Annotated in this window: 20 protein-coding genes; 6 read left to right on the top strand and 14 right to left on the bottom strand. The window is 70.9% G+C overall.

Annotated elements, in window-relative coordinates:
- Positions 1-21: 21 nt before the first annotated feature.
- Complete coding sequence (locus B4V06_RS06685) at positions 22-840, bottom strand: helix-turn-helix domain-containing protein (RefSeq protein ID WP_498168533.1); 819 nt, start codon at positions 838-840, stop codon at positions 22-24.
- 168 nt (positions 841-1,008) lie between these two features.
- On the opposite strand from B4V06_RS06685, the gene B4V06_RS06680 reads away from it, so the two are divergent.
- Entirely contained in the window at positions 1,009-1,806 is a 798-nt protein-coding gene (locus B4V06_RS06680; protein ID WP_498168531.1) for an aldo/keto reductase, read from the top strand.
- Between the two features lie 54 nt (positions 1,807-1,860).
- Here B4V06_RS06680 and B4V06_RS06675 read toward each other — a convergent pair whose 3' ends face one another.
- On the bottom strand, positions 1,861-2,877 hold the full coding sequence (locus tag B4V06_RS06675) for a phosphotransferase family protein (RefSeq protein WP_498168529.1): 1,017 nt from the start codon (positions 2,875-2,877) through the stop codon (positions 1,861-1,863).
- Positions 2,878-3,026: 149 nt separating this feature from the next.
- On the opposite strand from B4V06_RS06675, the gene B4V06_RS06670 reads away from it, so the two are divergent.
- Positions 3,027-5,129 (top strand): hypothetical protein, encoded by a 2,103-nt coding sequence (locus tag B4V06_RS06670; RefSeq protein WP_498168661.1) that lies wholly within the window; start codon positions 3,027-3,029, stop codon positions 5,127-5,129.
- Positions 5,130-5,200: 71 nt separating this feature from the next.
- Positions 5,201-5,350, top strand: coding sequence for a DUF7557 family protein (locus B4V06_RS06665; RefSeq protein ID WP_176329312.1), 150 nt, complete (start codon positions 5,201-5,203; stop codon positions 5,348-5,350).
- A gap of 32 nt (positions 5,351-5,382) precedes the next feature.
- Here the strand turns inward: B4V06_RS06665 and B4V06_RS06660 are convergent, their stop codons facing one another.
- Positions 5,383-5,838 carry a DUF5799 family protein gene (locus B4V06_RS06660; RefSeq protein ID WP_123114709.1) on the bottom strand — a complete coding sequence of 152 codons (456 nt, stop codon included), beginning with the start codon at positions 5,836-5,838 and terminating at the stop codon, positions 5,383-5,385.
- 146 nt (positions 5,839-5,984) lie between these two features.
- On the opposite strand from B4V06_RS06660, the gene B4V06_RS06655 reads away from it, so the two are divergent.
- A complete protein-coding gene (locus B4V06_RS06655) occupies positions 5,985-6,395 on the top strand; it encodes a halocyanin domain-containing protein (protein WP_498168526.1) in 411 nt (136 codons plus the stop codon).
- Between the two features lie 29 nt (positions 6,396-6,424).
- On the opposite strand, the gene B4V06_RS06650 is transcribed toward B4V06_RS06655, so the two are convergent.
- Together B4V06_RS06650 and B4V06_RS06645 are read right to left on the bottom strand one after the other, a co-directional pair.
- Positions 6,425-7,516: a mandelate racemase/muconate lactonizing enzyme family protein gene (locus B4V06_RS06650; RefSeq protein WP_123114707.1), complete on the bottom strand. Its 1,092-nt coding sequence runs from the start codon at positions 7,514-7,516 to the stop codon at positions 6,425-6,427.
- Positions 7,517-7,518: 2 nt separating this feature from the next.
- Complete coding sequence (locus tag B4V06_RS06645; RefSeq protein ID WP_123114706.1) at positions 7,519-8,448, bottom strand: 1,4-dihydroxy-2-naphthoate polyprenyltransferase; 930 nt, start codon at positions 8,446-8,448, stop codon at positions 7,519-7,521.
- A gap of 106 nt (positions 8,449-8,554) precedes the next feature.
- On the opposite strand from B4V06_RS06645, the gene B4V06_RS06640 reads away from it, so the two are divergent.
- On the top strand, positions 8,555-9,097 hold the full coding sequence (locus B4V06_RS06640; RefSeq protein ID WP_123114705.1) for a carboxymuconolactone decarboxylase family protein: 543 nt from the start codon (positions 8,555-8,557) through the stop codon (positions 9,095-9,097).
- Between the two features lie 75 nt (positions 9,098-9,172).
- Positions 9,173-9,496, top strand: a complete 324-nt coding sequence (locus B4V06_RS06635) for a DUF7111 family protein (RefSeq protein ID WP_123114704.1) — start codon at positions 9,173-9,175, stop codon at positions 9,494-9,496.
- 347 nt (positions 9,497-9,843) lie between these two features.
- On the opposite strand, the gene B4V06_RS06630 is transcribed toward B4V06_RS06635, so the two are convergent.
- From B4V06_RS06630 to msrA, 9 genes are all read right to left on the bottom strand, one after another.
- On the bottom strand, positions 9,844-10,350 hold the full coding sequence (locus B4V06_RS06630; protein WP_498168520.1) for a DUF5797 family protein: 507 nt from the start codon (positions 10,348-10,350) through the stop codon (positions 9,844-9,846).
- Between the two features lie 147 nt (positions 10,351-10,497).
- Entirely contained in the window at positions 10,498-11,235 is a 738-nt protein-coding gene (locus B4V06_RS06625; RefSeq protein WP_498168517.1) for a hypothetical protein, read from the bottom strand.
- Positions 11,236-11,325: 90 nt separating this feature from the next.
- Positions 11,326-12,633: an Asp-tRNA(Asn)/Glu-tRNA(Gln) amidotransferase subunit GatA gene (gatA, locus tag B4V06_RS06620; protein WP_498168514.1), complete on the bottom strand. Its 1,308-nt coding sequence runs from the start codon at positions 12,631-12,633 to the stop codon at positions 11,326-11,328.
- Complete coding sequence (gatC, locus tag B4V06_RS06615) at positions 12,634-12,984, bottom strand: Asp-tRNA(Asn)/Glu-tRNA(Gln) amidotransferase subunit GatC (RefSeq protein WP_123114700.1); 351 nt, start codon at positions 12,982-12,984, stop codon at positions 12,634-12,636.
- 102 nt (positions 12,985-13,086) lie between these two features.
- A complete protein-coding gene (locus B4V06_RS06610) occupies positions 13,087-13,563 on the bottom strand; it encodes a DUF5788 family protein (RefSeq protein ID WP_123114699.1) in 477 nt (158 codons plus the stop codon).
- Positions 13,564-13,656: 93 nt separating this feature from the next.
- Positions 13,657-14,169 carry a universal stress protein gene (locus tag B4V06_RS06605; protein WP_123114698.1) on the bottom strand — a complete coding sequence of 171 codons (513 nt, stop codon included), beginning with the start codon at positions 14,167-14,169 and terminating at the stop codon, positions 13,657-13,659.
- A gap of 157 nt (positions 14,170-14,326) precedes the next feature.
- A complete protein-coding gene (locus B4V06_RS06600; protein WP_498168510.1) occupies positions 14,327-15,481 on the bottom strand; it encodes a pyridoxal phosphate-dependent aminotransferase in 1,155 nt (384 codons plus the stop codon).
- A 31-nt stretch (positions 15,482-15,512) separates the two neighbouring features.
- Positions 15,513-15,917 carry a 6,7-dimethyl-8-ribityllumazine synthase gene (gene ribH, locus B4V06_RS06595; protein ID WP_498168508.1) on the bottom strand — a complete coding sequence of 135 codons (405 nt, stop codon included), beginning with the start codon at positions 15,915-15,917 and terminating at the stop codon, positions 15,513-15,515.
- A 518-nt stretch (positions 15,918-16,435) separates the two neighbouring features.
- Positions 16,436-16,972: a peptide-methionine (S)-S-oxide reductase MsrA gene (gene msrA, locus B4V06_RS06590; protein WP_498168505.1), complete on the bottom strand. Its 537-nt coding sequence runs from the start codon at positions 16,970-16,972 to the stop codon at positions 16,436-16,438.
- Positions 16,973-17,283 lie beyond the last annotated feature (311 nt).

Here is a 17,283-nt window from a genome sequence, read left to right as displayed (position 1 = left end):
GCCGGCGAACTGTTCGGGGGTTTAAATACGGTCTCCGTTCCCGAACAGCTGCGAAAAGAGCGAAGTCGTCACCGCGCGGAGATGTTCGGAGACGGTCGACTTCGCGAGGTCGAACTCGGCCGCGACGTCGGCGGCCGAGGCGCCGCCGGCCTCGAAGTATCCCTTCTCGGCGGCGACCCTCGCGATCTCGACCTGGCGGTCCGTCATGCCGGCGAGGTCGACGGGGACCACATCGGGACAGCAGTCGTCCTCGTCGCTGCTGCCGCGGTCGACGCAGAGCCGACGGAGCTCCACGTCGAGCCCGGACGCCTCGCACTCGTCGACGATCGCCCGCAGCTCCTCGTGGCCGCTCAGGACGAACGAGACCTGGATCTCGCCGTCGACCATCTCGGTCCGCCGCGGCGAGACCGGGAAGTTCGCGAACGCCGCCGGGAGCCCGCCGCACGTACACCCCGCGCACACACCCTCGCCCTCGGTCGCTGGCGAGGGACCGGGGCCGTCGGTCTCCGACTCGGCGTCCGGCGCCGCTTCGACGACCGCGTCGCCGCCCGGCGGCCAAACGGCCACGCCGCCGTCGGTGGCCGCGTCGGTTATCCCGCGGATCTCGTCGGCGTCGGGGCGTTCGCAGGCGATCTCGTAGCGCCCGTGCGCCCGGCCGCCGAACTCGACGAGATCGAGGCCCGTCGGCGGGTCGGCGGGCGGGTCGGCGGCGACGAACTCGACGCGGTCCTCTCCCGAGTCGACTCGCATCTCCTCCACCGGGGTGCTCGACGAGAGCGCGGCCACGGGACAGCCGTCGCAGGCCGACATCGCTAATTCGACGTGGATCCCGTTGGTCATGAGGGAACGTATGTCAGCCACCGGTGATATAACGCCGAGCGGTTTCCAAGCCGATGAAAAACACCGGACACGCGCCCGTTGCCGGGGCTTCCCGCAGTATGCGGGCGGAACCCCGCGATCCGTTCCGGTGAGCGCGCCCTTTTAAATTCGGGGGCGGAATCGGGCGGCATGCCGCCACTGGAACTGCCGCTCGGACTCGGCACCTCCGGCCTCGACGACCCCGCGGAGTGCGCCGCCACGGTGACCGCCGCCTTGGAGGCCGGCTACCGCCACGTCGACACCGCGCAGATGTACGACAACGAGGCGGCGGTCGGCGAGGGGATCGCCGCCGCCGACGTCGACCGCGACGACGTCGTCGTCGCCACGAAGGTCCACCCGGAGAACCTCGCGCCCGAGGACGTCCGCGAGACGGCCCGCGAGAGCCTCGACCGGCTCGGACTCGACCGCGTCGACCTGCTGTACGTCCACTGGCCGATCCGGGCGTACGACGCCGCCGCGACGCTCCCGGTCTTCGACGAGCTTCGCGACGCGGGGCTCACCGACCACGTCGGCGTCTCGAACTTCACGCCCGAGCTGCTCCGCGAGGCCCGCGAGACGCTCGACGCGCCGATCGCCGCTCACCAGGTGGAGTGCCACCCGCGCTTTCAACAGAGCGAGCTCCGCGAGCTCGCCGAGGAGTTCGACCACCGGCTCGTCGGCTACTCGCCGCTGGCGCGCGGGGACCTGTTCGACGACGACGAGTTCAAAGGCGTCGCCGAGCGCAACGATCTCTCGCCGGCGGTCCTCGCGCTCGGGTGGGCGCTCGCCCGCGGCGTGACGCCGATCCCGAAGGCGACGGGCGACCACGTCGCCGAGAACCTCCGGGCCGCCGACGCCGATATCGACCCCTCCGTCCTCGAGGAGGTCGACGCGCTGGAGCCGGGCGACAGGCGGATCGACCCCGACGACGCGGCGTGGAACCGCTGACGGGCGTCCCCCGGAAACCGACCGCGCCTCTCAGACCGCCTCCGACCGCGCCTCTCAGACCGCCTCCAACCGCGCCGCCATCTCCGCCTCCGCCCTGTCGACGAGGTCGGCCAGCGGCTCGTCGAGGTAGGTCGTCCACTGGTCGATGAACCCCGAGCGGCCGAGCATCCGGACGACCTCGTATATCGGACGGCGGGCCGCGAACCCCTCCGGGAGCCCGCCGGCGCGCTCGCGGTACCCCGCGTACAGCGCCGCCGCGTACCGCTCCGGGCCGCGCTCGTCGAACCCGTTGAGGAGCTGGTCCTCCGCCCGGACGAGGTCGCGGGCGGGGTCGCCGACGTGGGCGAGCTCCCAGTCGATCGGGGCCACACCCTCCGGTCCGTCTCCCTCGCGGACGAACAGGTTCGGCATCGCGACGTCGCCGTGGAGGAGCGCGGCGGGAGCGTCGCGGAGGCGGTCGCGGTTCGCCTCCACGCAGTCGACGACGGCGTCGTAGTGGTCGGCGAGCCGCCCGGAGGTGCCGATCTCGCGGGTGCGCTCGACGGTTTTCAAGAGCACGTCGGGCCACGGCGCGCGGTCGAGGTCGAGCTCACCTGGCGCGTCGCTCCCGACGATGTCGCCGTGCGTCTCGAACCGCTCGGCGTGGAGGGTCGCGAGCGTCGCGCCGACGCGGCGGAGGAGCGCCTCCCGTCGGGCGTCCCCGTCTCCGCCCGGCTCACCGCCGAGCTCCTCCCACACGCCGAGGAGCTCGCGGCCGGGAGCGGGTCCCGTGACGAGATACGGCGGGTCGCCGTCGGGGTCGGCGGCGAGCACCGCCGGGACGGCGACGGGTCGCTCGGCCGCCACGTACCGCAGCACCGCCAGCTCGCGGGCGATCCGGGTGCCGTCGGCGTCGACCGCCACCTTACAGAACGCCCGGCCGCCGTCGGCGAAGACGACGCCGACGGTCTCGTTGGCGCCGTTCCACGACGGTCCCACGTCGGCGAGCCGGCCGACGCTCCGCCCCGGGAACGCCTCGGCGAGGGCGGACGCCACGGTCTCGTCACGTCCGGACGCCGCGGCCTCGTCCATACCGTCGTGTCGCGTCCGGAAGCTGTTAAGACTGTGCCGTCACAGCTGTTACCACGAGACGGTGAAAAATCCGGTTGTAACGGGAGAGAGACTCCGAAAGGCGAGATTTTCCGACACCCTCATAACTGTTGGAGATGCATCAAACGACAGTGAGAGACGAGTCGTTCGGCGGGCGAGTGGGCTTCGAGGTCGACGGCGAGACCCTCCGCGTCCGCGACGCGCTGGAGGGCGAAGAACTCCGGCTCGTGCTGGACCGCGAACCCGAACCGCGGCCCGCGCTTCCGGAGCTGTTCCCCTTTCCGGTCGACGAGGCGGTCAGCTTCGAGGCGGAGTCGATCTCGGTCCCCGACTACTCTGTGGTGAGTGTCCGCAGAATCGACGGCGAGTTCGTCGCGCAGCTCAGCGAGCCGACGGAGCTCCCCCGGGGGTCGTACTGTTTCGACGTCACCGGCGTGACCAAGGCGCTGGTTCGCGCGCCCGACGTGGCGGTCTCGACGACCGGCATGAACGACGGCGGGGCGGTCGACATCGAGTTCGACCGGCCGGCGACCGTCACGGTCGGCGCACGGTCGCTCCACACCAGACCGGAGGCGACGATCACGGTCCCCGACGACCCGGCCGCGCTGGCCGAGGCGGTCTCTGTGCTCGGCTCGTCGATCAAGGAGTTCTCCCCCGAGCGCTCGTGGCCGACGCTCCGCGGCTACCCGCCGCTGATCGAGCGCGGCGACGAGCTCGACGTCCCGAGCCCGCTGACTCGGCCCGACACCGGCGTCGAGGTGGTCGTCCGACCCGAGTACGCGGACGTCTATCGGCTCTCGACGCTCTCGTACTACCTCGGCGCGGGGATGACCGTCGGCGACGCGCCCGCGATACGGCTCGACAACGGCTACGTCGAGTCGCTGCCGACCGAGGGGGCCGCGCTCGAGGCGCGCGCCGAGGAGCTGCTCCGGACGTGGTTCTTCCTCGACACGCTCGCCCGGACCGAGGGGTACGTCCCCTCGGACCGGTACGAGTACGAGCGGGTCGGCCCGGAGCTCCCCTTCTACCCCCCGAAGCTCGCAGACCGCTCGATGAGCGAGCGGCTGATGGAGTACCTCGAAGTCGACCCGGCGACGGTCGCTCCCTACGCCCCCGACTGGCCGACCGAGGCGGTGCTCCGACCGGATCCCGCCGGCGCCGAGCTGCTTCCCCACCTCGCGCACGTGCTGGCGCCGGTGCGGGTGCGCGGCGCGGCGGAGCCAGCGGACCCGGCGGCGCCGGCTGCGCTCGCGACGTCGCCGTGGTTCGCTCCGTCGGACGGGTCCCCCGACCCCGACGACGACCCGCTCCCCGCGGGCACGTCGGTGTTGACGCCCGCGGGCTACGAGAACCGACTCTCGCGAGAGACCACCGCTCGCGGCGAGATCCGCGTCGTCGCGATGGTCGACTCGGCGGCGCGCGCCGACGCGGTTCGGCGCGCCCTCGCAGAGCCGGCGGTCCCCGAAGGCGTCGGCGAGTGGGAGGTCCTCGATCGACCGGACGCGGACACCGTCGCGACGGCGCTCTCCGACCCCGTCGTCGACGTGGCGTACTGCGGGCTTCCGGTCGGAGACGGGGGCGTCGTCGCGACCGACGGGACGGTGGCGCTCGACGACCTCGAGGACGCGCCGGCGCTGGCGATCTTCGAGGGGACCGACGACGTGCGGGAAGGCCTCAGAGTCGTCGAAAACGGCGGCGTGGGGTCGATCGTTGCCGGGGAATCGTTGTCGTCCACGAGGCTCAGGTCGGCCGTGGCCCTGCTGGCGATGGGGGCGTCGACGAGCGCGAGCGTTTGGCTCTCCGATCTCGCCGACGAGAATCGGATTCGCCTCGTCGGGGACCCCGGCGTCTCGCTGGCTTCGAACGCCGCGTTGGCGACGCAGATGAACCTGGTGCGATCAGAGTCACCGATCTCACATCACGTCGAACGCGGGTCCGTCCTCTCGCTGTCGGTTCGGCTCGGACAGGAGCAGAAACAGCTGTTCGAGGAGTTTGATCCCCTGAGCGAACTGGTCGGAACAACGCGGACGGACGGTCCCGTTCTCGACTGCTCAAGGCTCGTCACGATCCTCGATCAGGCCGACTCGATTGTCCGCCTCAACGGTCGCCTGCTGCTTCCGAGCGACGGCCTCACCGAAGCGGACATAGAACGGATGGCCCGGCGCCACCTCGCGGACGACGCGAACGAAATCGCGGGGCCGGACGGTCAACCGAGGCGACATCGCCAGGAGTGAGTCGGGGGTTGGATCTTCCGTCGGCGAAATCCACCGAGGCTTTTTATAACATAGCCGACGAATCTGCGCGTATGCCTCAGATCCACCTCGACGAGGAGACGGTCGAGCGGCTCGACTCGCTCCGCGTCGAAGACGAGGAGTACGACGAGATCGTCAGCGAGCTGATAAGCATCTACGAGGCCGAGGAGCTGACGCTCTTCCACGGCGGCGACATGGATTAGCGACCGGGGGACCGTCGACCGCGTCCGACCGTTTATTCCCGATACGCGAGCCTGACCTGTTCCCAGCGACCGTTGTCCTCGAGGTGCGCCTGCAGTTCGTCCGCGTACTCCTGAACGAGGCGCTCGGCGGCTTCGAGCTCCTCGTCGTCGACGCCGCCGTCGTCGCCGCCGCCGAGTCCGAGCGCGCCCTTGATCGAGTCGACGAGCCCGCCGCCGGAGCTACCGCCGTCGCCCTGCCCTCCCGCGCCGCCCATCGCGGCGACCTGTGACCGGACGTTCTCGAGCTCCGGCATGATCGCCGGGAGGCTGGAGGTGTCGGCGACGAGGCGGGCCTCGTCGGGGTCGGCGGGGTTCTCGATCTCGAACTCCGTCGCCGTCATGATCAGGCCCCACTCCTGGCTGGAGAACCGCGAGGCCGATACTCGGTCCGTGAACTGGTTGTCGACGGTCATGCGCTCGCCGACGATCGCGTCTGTCCACTCGCTCATACCGCTCAGTTCGGTCGCGGCCGTACAAGCCCCTTTCCCTCGTCGACTCGCTCGTCGCGCTCGGTCGTCGCCCTCGTCCGTCACGCTCGCTCGCCCACCTCCGCCGCCCTCGGATCGTTTTATACCGTCCGGACCGTCGTTCCGGCATGAACGCGCGAACGCGACGTCAGCTGCTCTCGGTCGCCGGTGCCGCCTCGCTCGCCGGGATCGCGGGCTGTGCCGGTGTGCTCATCCCGGGCGACGACGGCGGCGAGACGGAGACGGTCGACCGAACCGGCGAGGAGACCGTCGCGGTCGCGGTCGGCGCGGACGGCGGCTTCTCCTTCGCGCCCGCGGCTATCCGGGTGGACGTCGGGACCACGGTCGCCTGGGAGTGGACCGGCGTGGGCGGCAGCCACAACGTCGTCGACAGGGGCGGCGCCTTCGAGTCCGGCCTCGCCGCCGCGGAGGGGCACGCCTTCGAGCACGAGTTCGAGACGGCGGGGACCTACGAGTACGTCTGCACGCCCCACCAGACGCGGGACATGGAGGGAACGGTCGAGGTCGTCCAGCGGTAGTCGATCCGACGGCGAATCGGCCCCGTTGCTTACAAGAGCCCGTCGAACGCGTCGCCGGCGAGTCCGGGACCGTCCGGCACCGATATCGCCCCGTCCGCGACCGGACACGGGTCCGGGGCGAGGTCGTCGTCGAGCAGCGCGGCCGTGGCGAGTCCGCAGGGGGCGACGTCGGGGATCGCGGCCGCGACGTGGACCGCGGCGGTCCGCGCGACGACGGCGTCGATCGTGGTGGTGATCACGGGCTCGACGCCCGCCGCTCGCGCTGCCGAGGCGGCCGCCAGCGCGCGGTCCGGTCCCCCGAGCGCCATCGGCTTCAGGACGACGACGTCGGCCGCGTCGGCGTCGAGGAGGGCGTCGAGACCGTAGCGCGACAGCGACTCGTCGAGCGCGATCGGGAGTGTGGGATCCCCACTGGCGTCGGTCGGGTCGTTTCGCCGGTCCCGGAGGGCCGCCGCGCCGTCGAGGTCGTCCGCGGGGAGCGGCTGCTCGACGTAGGCGAGGTCCAGCGGCGCGAGCCGGTCGAGCGCCTCGCGCGCGGTCGACGGGTTCCATGCCCCGTTCGCGTCGGCTCGGAGCGCGACCTCGCTGCCGACCGCGTCGCGGACCGCGCGGAGTCGTTCGACGTCGGCGTCGAGCGAGCGGGCGCCGACTTTTATTTTTAAACAGTCGAATCCGGCGTCGACGGCCCGCGCCGCCGCGGCGGCGGTCGTTTCGGGGTCTGCGTCGCCGACCGTCGCGTTGACCGGGGCCGACTCCGCCGGCGTCGGGAGGTCGCGCTCGGCCGCGAGACGCTCGGCGAGCGAGAGTCCTTCCCCGCGCGCCGCGGCGTCAGCGAGCGCGAGCGCGAGTCCGTGGCGCGCGGCGGGCGTCTCGCGGTCGAGGCGGTCGAGCGCGCCGTCGACGAGGCACCCGTCCTCGTCCCGAACCCCGCGCAGGGCCGACTCGCACGCTGACCGCGATTCGGTCCAGCCGGGGAGCGGGGTGGCCTCGCCGACCCCGGTGGCTGAGGCTCCGTCGTCGTCCGGGCCGACCTCCACGAGGATCCCCTCTCGCTCAGTGATCTCGCCGCGGGCGGTCGCGAGCGGCGCCGTCAGACCGACGGAGAAGGGGCGGAGCCGCATCCTCACAGCGCGAGGCCGACGGCGAACGCGACCGCGTACGCCGCGAGGAGCTTGCCGGTCGATTCCAGCGCGGGGTTGAGCGCGTCGCCCGACGTCTCGGTCAGCACGGTGCGCGCGACGGCGACCGCGAGCGGGAGCGTGACGAGCGGGGAAAGCACCGCGAGGCCGTCTCCGCGGGCGAGGAACCAGAAGGGGGCGAGGTAGGCGAGCGCGAGTAGACCGACGTACTGCGCGCGGGAGAACCCGTAGCCGAACCGGACCGCGAGGGTGCGCTTCCCGGTCGCCGCGTCCTCTTCGAGGTCGCGGACGTTGTTGACGACGAGGATGTTCGTCGAGAGCGCGGCGATCGGGAGGCTGGCGACGACGGCCGCGAGGGTGACGGTCCCCGCGGGGAGCCACAGCGGGAACGCCTCGCCGACCAGGGCGGCCGCCTGCACGTAGTAGGTCCCGGTGACGGCGATCACGCCGAAGAAGACGAAGACGAACAGGTCGCCGAGCCCGTGGTAGCCGAGGGGGTACGGCCCGCCGGTGTAGGCGATTCCCGCGGCGACGGACGCGAGCCCGATAAGGAGGATCGGGACGCCGCCGACGTAGACGAGGTAGGTGCCCACGAGGATCGCGGCCGCGAACGTCAGCCACATCGCCCGCTTCACCTCGGCCGGCTCGATGAGGCCGCTGGCGACGACGCGGGTGAACCCCTCGCGGTCGTCCGTGTCGGCCCCTTGGATCGCGTCGTAGTAGTCGTTCGCGAAGTTGGTGCCGACCTGGATCAGCGCCGCCCCGACGAACGCGGCGAGCGCCGGCAGCGGGGCGAACGCGCCCGTCCGGAGCGCGAGGCCGACGCCGACGATCACCGGCGCGGCCGCCGCGGGCAGCGTCTGCGGCCGCGCGGCGATAAGCCACGCCCGTCGTCGGGACACCTCGGTACTCATTACACGCGATAGGCGCGTCGCGTCCCTTAACCTTACCATCCCGGAACGATCCGGCGGGGCCGTCCGCGACACCCACAGCTATGGCAACCGGCGACGAGCCCCACGCATGGCCCGCGTTCCATACGTCGACGCGTCGGACGTGCCCGAGGAGTACGAGGAGCTGCTGGAGTCGTCGCTGCAGGGGAAGCCCCTCCACGTCTACCGGTCCCTCGGCAACAACCCCGAGGTGCTCGCCGGGCTGCGCTCGTTCCTCGGCTCGCTGTGGACCGACAGCGGCCTCTCCGACCGCGACCGCGAGCTCGTGATCCTCGCCGCCGCGAGCGAGACGCGGAACCGCTACGAGTGGCACCAGCACGTCAACATCGCCCGCGGCGTCGGGATCGACGACGCGGTCATCGCGGGGATCGGCACCGGGGACCTGTCCGCCCTCGACGACGACGAGACGACGCTGGTCGAGTACGCGACCGCGATCGTCCGTCGTGAGGTCGACGCCGTCGTCCACGACGAGATCGCCGCCCGCTACGACGACGAGACGGTCGTCGGGATCGCCGCGCTCGCGCAGGGGTACGCCGGCCTCGGCGGGATGATCGAGGCCTTCGACCTCGAGCTGGAGGCCGGCAGCGAGTTCCACGGCTGGGACCCGCGGTAGATCGCGGCCCCGCTCCCCCGGGACGCCGACCTCACCGACCGACAGATACGACAGGGGCCGGCCCGTATCCGATGTATGAGCGACACGACGGCCGACGGGGAGGGCGACTCGGAAGGGACCGAGGCCGAGTCCACCGGAGCGGAAGCGAACGGGATCGCCGCGCGCTACGAGGAGGCGGGCGGCGAACGGTTGCTCACGTTCTCCGCCGACGGCGCCGAGGCCACGGTCGCCCAGAACGTCGACGGCTACGCGATGCTGAAGGTCCGACCGGGGCCGACCGGCGACGAGCTGGAGCGGTACTACGGGTTCGACATGGCGCTGGACCACGCCGCGGAGCTGCTCGGCGTCGCCGTCCGCGACCTCCCGGTCCCCGACGCCGCCGCCGACATGGGGATGTGACAGCGGCTGGCTACGACTATTTATAAATGGAATACGGTGGCGTGCGCCTGCGAGCGCCCGATAGGGCGCGAGCAGACCGCACGAGGGAGCCCGCGGCCGCCGGCGGCGGCCGCGGCGAGGCTGGGGAGGCGTGAGGTGCGGTGCTGTGCGGGGCGGGACTCAAAGGGGCAGTCGCCGGCGGCTCCGCCGCCGGCTGCCAGAGGCGCGAAGCGCCTCGCGGCTGGGGCTTTGGAGGTGTTCTCCGTCGGTCCAGAATCAATTATTTATAAACGAGCGGCTGGGGCTTTGGAGACGTGTATGACTCGTCCACCGTCGACTGTTTATAAATGTAAACCGCAGACAAACGGTTATTCGCTCACTTCGACCGTGATCTCGTCGCGTTCGACGGCGAGCTTGAACGTCGGGACGGTCCGGTAGACGACCTCGACGACGTTCTTGCGTTCGAGGGTCCGGAGCGCGCGCCGCACCTCGTCGACCTCGGGGTCGACGTCGAACGCCTCGCGGACGGCGTTGAGCACGCTGACGACCGACTGCGACCGCTCGTCCGGCCCGGCCACCACCTCGAACACCTGCGCCACCAGCTCCGAGACGCGGATCGTGTCGGGCGCGCCGCCCTTCGCGACCGCGTCGGCCTCGATCCCGGGCTCGACGTCGACGAGGTCGTTCGCCTCGGCCGTCGACCGGATCAGGCTGTCGTCGTCGCGGTAGTAGTACTCCTTGAGGTGGTTCTGCAGGTACTGGTGCACCTCGCTGCCGCTGTCGAGCTCCCACGCGTCCTGCAGCTCGCCGTTCTTCGTCGGCTGGAGGCGAACGATGTCGGCGAGCCGGTTCCGCTCCTCGTCGGTCAGCGCCATACGTCTCCGTTCACCGGGGCGGGTATGGACGTTCCGGATCGCGACCCGGGAGGGAGCCGGCGGTCTTACCGACCGGTTCGCCCGGAATAGAGCGGTTCTGGGCAGTTTGGCCGTTCGGCCCGATTCGAGGGGCCACCCCAGTCCGCCTCAGGAGCTCGACGACTCGTCGTCCGAGCCGCTATCGGCCGTCTCCCCGAACTCGTCGTCGACGCCCCATCGCTCCTCGATCGAGTGGCCCTGGGAGTCGGCGGCATCGATCCCGGGGGCTGACTCGCCGGACTCGCTGGACCCACCGGACTCGCCGTCGGTCGCGGGCGTCTCGGACTCGGCCGCGTCGGCGTCGGTGCCCGAGTCTCCCGTCGATTCGGCGCCCGTCACGCGATCGGCGACGAGCTCCGAGAGCGGGTCGACGGTCACGGTCAGCCGCGCCACGACGAAGACGAGCGGGACGAACGCCGCGATCAGGAACGCGGCGTCGTACGCCCACGCGAAGCCGCCGATCAGGGGGACGACCGCGCCGGCGAGCCCGCGGTGGGCGACCAGCACGGCCGCGAGCACGACGAGCCAGTAGGCCATCGCGCCGGCGTTCTCGACGACGCGCTCCACGTGCGCCGCGGCGTCGGTCCGGTGGAGGGCGGCGCGCGTCAGCGAGGCGACCTTCGGCGCGGCGAACAGGAGGAGGGCCACGACCGCGGCCGTCACCACCGCGCTGGCGACCGCGGCGAAGGTGACCGGCGTCAGCGGGACCAGGCGATCGACGCCCGGTAGGAGCGTGAACAGGTACAACACACCCACCAGCGCGAGCGCCGCGATGGCGACCCGACTGGCGGAGCGAACGGCGTCGCGATCGAACGCGTCCGTCGCCGTCGATTCGGTTTCGGTCATGGTGCGCTCGGGACGAGGGGTGCGAGGCACATAACCGGCCGAGACGCTCAAGGCGGTTTTACGCGGATTAAAAACGAGCGGAAACGGCCCTCAGCTGGCGTCTTCGACGGCGCTCGCTGCGCGGATCACCCTCTCCTCGCCGAACTTCGGCCCGACGAGCTGGAGCCCGACCGGGAGCCCCTCGGCCTCGCCGGCGGGCACCGAGATCGCCGGGAGGTTCGCGAGGTTGACCGGGGTCGTGTTCGCGTCCGCGAGGTACATCCGGAGCGGGTCGTCGAGGCTCTCGCCGAGCTCGAAGGGGAGCACCGGCATCGTCGGCGACGCGATCACGTCGACGTCCGCGAACGCCGCCTCGAAGTCCTGCCGGACCCACGCGCGGGCGTCCTGCGCCTTCTCGTAGTACTTGTCGTGGTAGCCAGCCGAGAGCGCGTACGTCCCGAGCAGGATCCGGCGTTTGACCTCCGCGCCGAACCCCTCCTCGCGCGTCTCCGCGAACGACTCGTTCCAGTTGCCGTCCGACTCGGCGCGGTTCCCGTACCGGACGCCGTCGAACCGCGCGAGGTTCGAGGAGGCCTCCGCCATGGCGATCACGTAGTACGCCTGCACCGCGTGCTCGACCGACGGCAGCGAGATCTCCGTCGTCTCCGCCCCCTGATCCTCCAGGTCCGCGATCGCGGCCTCGACCGTCTCGACGACGCGCTCGTCGGCGCCGTCGAACAGCTCCGTCGGGATCCCGACGGTGAGCCCGTCGACGTCGCCGTCGGCGGCCGCGGCGTAGCTCGCGTCGGGGTCGGCGCCCTCGACCTCGCTCAGGTCGCGGGTGGTCCCGTCGTGCGGGTCCGGGCCCGCGATGGCGTCGAGCGCGGCGGCCGCCTCCTCGACGGTTTCCGCGATCGGCCCGATCTGCTCTAAGGAGTTCGCGTACGCGACGAGGCCGTACCGCGAGACGAGCCCGTACGTCGGCTTGATGCCGACGACGCCGCAGAACGCCGCCGGACAGCGCACCGACCCGCCCGTGTCCGAGCCGAGCGCGAGGTCGGCCTCGCCCGCGGCGACCGCGGCCGCCGAGCCGCCGGAGGAACCGCCCGGGACGCGCTCGGGGTCGACCGGGTTCCGAGTCGGCCCGAACGCCGAGGTCTCCGTCGTCGTCCCCATCCCGAACTCGTCCATGTTCGCTTTCCCGACGACCGTCGCGCCCGCCTCCGTGAGCCGATCGACGACCGTCGCGGAGTAGGGCGGGACGTAGTCGGCGAGCATCTCGGAGCCGCAGGTCGTCCGGATCCCCTCGGTGGAGATGTTGTCCTTGACCGCGACCGTCGCCCCCGCGAGGGGGCCCTCGGCGTCGGCGTCGCCCTCGATCGTCGCCTCCGTGATGAAGGCGTTGTGGTCGGCCGCCATCTACGACACCTTCGGCCCGACGAAGTAGCCGTCCTCCGTCTCCTCGGCGTTCGACAGCGCCTCCGCCTGGGTGAGTCCCGACTCGACCTCGTCGGGGCGCATCACGTTGACGAGCTCCTCCTCGCGCTCGGTCTCGGGAACCTCGTCGAGGGCCTCGAAGTAGTCGAGGATGTCGCCGAACTGGTCGGCGAACTCATCGACCTCGTCGTCGGCGAGGCGCACCCGGGCCAAGTCGGCGACGTGACGGACTTCCTCGGCGTCGACGGTGGCGGCGTCGGATCCGGCGGACGCGTCGGCGTCGCCCGCCTCGTCCGCACCCGCGTCACCCGTCGACTCGGACGTATCGCTCATACGTCGAGGTGTCTCGGACCGGGAGTAAGGGTTTCGGAACGTCGCATCGGGCCCGTACCGAGCGCCCCTCGATCCTCACCACACCGCGGACCGTGCCGCGGCTCACTGCACCTCATCGACGAACGCCAGCCAGCGCTCGTGCCCGTCGAGCGTGGCGGATCGGTGCTCGTCGGCGAAGTCGGGGTGCCGGATGGTTTCCAAGGCGTTCAGCGCGCGGTCGATGCCGATGATCTCGTCGGCGAGTCGCTCGGCGGCCTCGCGGTCGAGGGCGTCGGGGACCGCCGCGCGGTTCGCGTCGCCCGTTTGGCTCGCGCCGCCGTTGCCTGCCTCGCCCGCGTCCACAGCCCCCTCAAGCCTGTCCAGTCGCCGCCGGCGCTCCTCGCGGAGGGTCGCTTTCACCGACGCCAGCTTCCGGTCCACCGCGGGCGGGACCGTCTCGATGGCGCGCGTCTCGACGATGAACTCGGAGAGGTCGAGCTCGGCGCCGTCGATGGTGACCGTGTCGGGGACTGACGCCCCGATCGTCGCAGTGCGGCTGTTGACGCGTTCGAGCAGCTCCTCGCGCAGGGACTCGTCCATGCCCGTCGGTTGGACCGCGTCGCGAAAATGAGCTGCGGTCGGCGCCCCCTCCGCGGTTTCGAGGGGAGCGCCGGGCTCCGTCGGCTTGCAGCGTCACTCGCCCTCGTCGACGCGGACCGTCACCACCGGCGGGTCCGCGAGCCGCACCACCTTCTCAGTGACGCTGCCGAGCAGGTAACGCTCGACGCCGGTCCGACCGTGGGTCCCCATCACCACGAGGTCGATGTCGTTCTCGTCGGCGTATCGGAGGATCTCCGAGTGCGGCGTCCCCATCTCGACGGCGGTCGTCAGGTCGATCCCGTCGAGCGATCCGGCCGAGGCCTCGACGAGCTCCTCCGCCTGCGCGGTGAGCTCGTCCTCGATCTCGTCCGGGTCGGGGCCCTCCTCGTGCCTCCCGATGTACCCCTCGTCGGGCGACCGCCCGCTCATCGCTTGGCCCTCCTCCTCGAGGAAGGCCCCACTCAGGCCGAGCCCGCCCCCGCGGATGTCGATGACGTGCAGGACGTGGACGGTCGCGTCGAACGCCGACGCGAGTGCCGCCACGTGCGCTGCCGCCGCTTCCGACCCGGTGCTCCCGTCCGTCGGGTACAGTATCTGATCATACATCGTACCACCCAGTTGAAACTTCGCGGAACAGCGATAAAAACGCACCGCAGATTCCCGCTATCGGCGGATCCGCGCTCACGACTGGAGCGGGACCGTCGATCGGTCGAGAGATGGGCTGCCAACTCGGCCGAAAGACCGGCCGCGAAACCGCCCGCGTTTATAAGAGGTCGTTCGAGACGAGCCGGTCGACGGCCTCGCGCAGGCGCTCCTCGCTCGCGGCGTAGGAGATCCGAGCGTGGCCGGGGGCGTTGAACGCGCTGCCCGGGACGCACGCGACGGACGCCTCCTCGATGGCGGCCTCGCACCACGCCTGGTCGTCGTCGTCGACGGGGAGCATCATGTAGAAGGCGCCGTCGCCGACGTCGACGTCGACCCCGTGCTCGTCGAACAGGTCGACGAGGAGGTCGCGGCGGTCGGCGAACGCCCGCCGCATCTCCTCGACGGACTCGTCGGTGTTCTCCAGCGCCTCGACGCCCGCGTGCTGGACGAAGTTGACCGCGCAGGAGACGGAGTGCGAGTGGAGCTTCCCGGCCTGCCCGACGAACTCCTCGGTCGCGTGGAGGTAGCCGAGCCGCCAGCCGGTCATCGAGAACGCCTTCGAGAAGCCGTTGATCGTGACCGTGCGGTCGGCCATCCCGTCGAGGCTCGCGAGCGAGACGTGCTCGGCGTCGTAGACGATGCGCTCGTAGATCTCGTCGGAGATGACGGCGATGTCGTGCTCGACCGCGAGGTCGCGGACCCCCTCCAGCGCGGTCTCGGAGAACACCGCGCCCGTCGGGTTCGAGGGGGAGTTGACGACGAGCAGCTCGGTGTCGTCCGAGACCGTCTCGGCGAGGTCGTCGAGGGCGGGCTCCAGCTGGAACCCGTGGGGCGACAGGTCGACGCGGGAGAGGTCCGCGCCGGCGAGCTTCGCCATCGCCTCGTAGGAGACCCACGCCGGATCGAGGAGGACGACCTCGTCGCCCTCGCCGATCAGCGTTTGGAACGTCTCGTACAGCGCCTGCTTGCCGCCGGGGGTGACGATCACCTCGTCGGCGTCGGCGTCGACGCCGGTGCCGCGGAGCTTCGCCGCGATGGCCTCCTTCAGCTCGGGGATCCCGTTCGAGGAGGTGTACCCGGTGTGGCCCGCGTCGAGGGCGTCCTTGCCGGCCTCGACGATGTTCTCGGGCGTGTCGAAGTCGGGCTCGCCGACCGAGAGGTCGACGATGTCGGCGCCCTCGGCCTCCTTCTCCGCCGCCAGGTTCGATATCGCCAGCGTCGCGCTGGGCTCTACGCGTCCGATCCGCTCTGAGAAGTCGTATGCGTCACTCATTGTCGTGTGGTCCGTGTGTCGGGTGCGGGGCTCATTCGAGCTCCTCCGCGAGGTCGATCGCGGCCTCGGCCGCCTCCCCGCCCTTGTCGATCCGCTCGCGCGCCTCCGCGCCGGACATCCCGGGGCCGCTCACGCCGAACGTGACGGGGGTGTCGCGGTCGAGGCTCACGCGCGTGAGCTGTTCGGCGGTCGCGCTCGCGATGACGTGGTCGTGGTCGGTGTCGCCGGTGACGATGGCGCCGACGACCGCCACGGCGTCGACGTCGTCGCGACGCGCGAGCCGGTCGGCGGCCAGCGGGCTGTCGTACGCCCCCGGCACGCTCACTTCGTCGACGATGACGGCGTCGCGGTCGGCGGCCGCCTCGCGGGCGGCCTCGGCCATCGGCTCCGTGACGGAGTCGTTGAACCGCGCCACCACCAGTCCCAGCGAGACCATACGCTCGCTCACACCGGCGGCGGCAAAGGTCTACCGTTCCGGCGGAGGGTTGCCGGGCGAACGTCTTCGGGAACGGCGGCGGAGCGGGCGATTATTGCTTATAAACAAACGGGGCGGTCGGCGCGTGCCTGCGAGGCCGCCTTGCGGCCGAGTAGCGCCGCGCGAGGGAGTCGGTGGTCCGGAGCGAAGCGAAGGACCACCGACGAGGCTGGGGAGGCGTGAGGTGCGGGGCGGTGCTGTGCAGGGGGGTGCTGTGCGGGGTGGGACTCAAAGGGGCAGCCGCGAGGGGCGCGGAGGCGACGCCAAGCACCGCAAGGAGGGAGCGAAGCGACCGACTGAGGAGCGCAGCGAGCGTGCGCGCCCCTCGCGGCTGGGGCTTTGGAGGTGTTCGCCGGCGATCCGTCAGTTAGCGATTATAAGCGAGCGGCTGGGGCTTTGGAGGTGGTCACCGTATCGCTGGCAGCACCTGATTATTAGCGAGTTCGAGGCCTAACAGGTCCTGAAAAATCGTTAACGCCCTACTTCGCGACCTTCGCCTCGAACTTCTCGCGCACCTTCTCCATCTTCGGCTTGGCGTGGAAGGTGCAGTAGGCGTCGTCCGGGTTCTTCGCGAAGTAGTCCTGGTGGTGTTCCTCGGCGCGGTAGAACGTCTCCAGTCGCTCCAGCTCCGTCACCACGTCGTCGTCGTACTCCTCGTCGAGCGCCTCGATGTAGGCCGCGGCGGCCTCGCGCTGGGCCTCGCCGTGGTAGAGGACGATCGACCGGTACTGGCTCCCCACGTCGGGCCCCTGGCGGTTGAGCTGGGTGGGGTCGTGGATCTCAAAGAACGCCTCCAGCACCTCGTCGTAGGCGATGACATCCGGGTCGAACTCGACCTGCACGACCTCGGCGTGGCCGGTGTTGCCGGAGCAGACCTGTTTGTACGTGGGATCGTCGACGTGGCCGCCCGCGTAGCCGGAGGTGACCGACTCGACGCCGGCGAGCTGTTCGAGGGCCGCCTCGGTACACCAGAAGCACCCGCCGCCGAGCGTCGCGGTTTCGAGCTGATCGGACATATACTCGTCACAAGGGCTCGGAGACGTATTAATGACGCGCGCTCGGACGTGTGTGGTGGTGGCGAACTAGACGCTTATTTATAAGACTCCGACGCCGGATGGACGGTAAACACCTCCAAAGCCCCAGTCGCGACGGCTCGCGCGGCTTGCTGCGTTCCTCGCTCGTTCGCTTCGCTCACTCGCTGCGGTACTTGCTGCGCCGTGCTTCGCCCTCGCGACTGCCCCTTTGAGTCCCTCCCCGTCCCGCACCTCACGCCTCCCCAACCTCGCCGCTCGCTTAGGGCTCCCTTCGGTCGCCCTTATCGCTCGCG

Source organism: Halorubrum sp. B53 (assembly GCF_059752395.1).
Note: the sequence above shows the minus strand (reverse complement) of the source record. Positions and strands in the feature narration are given on the sequence as shown.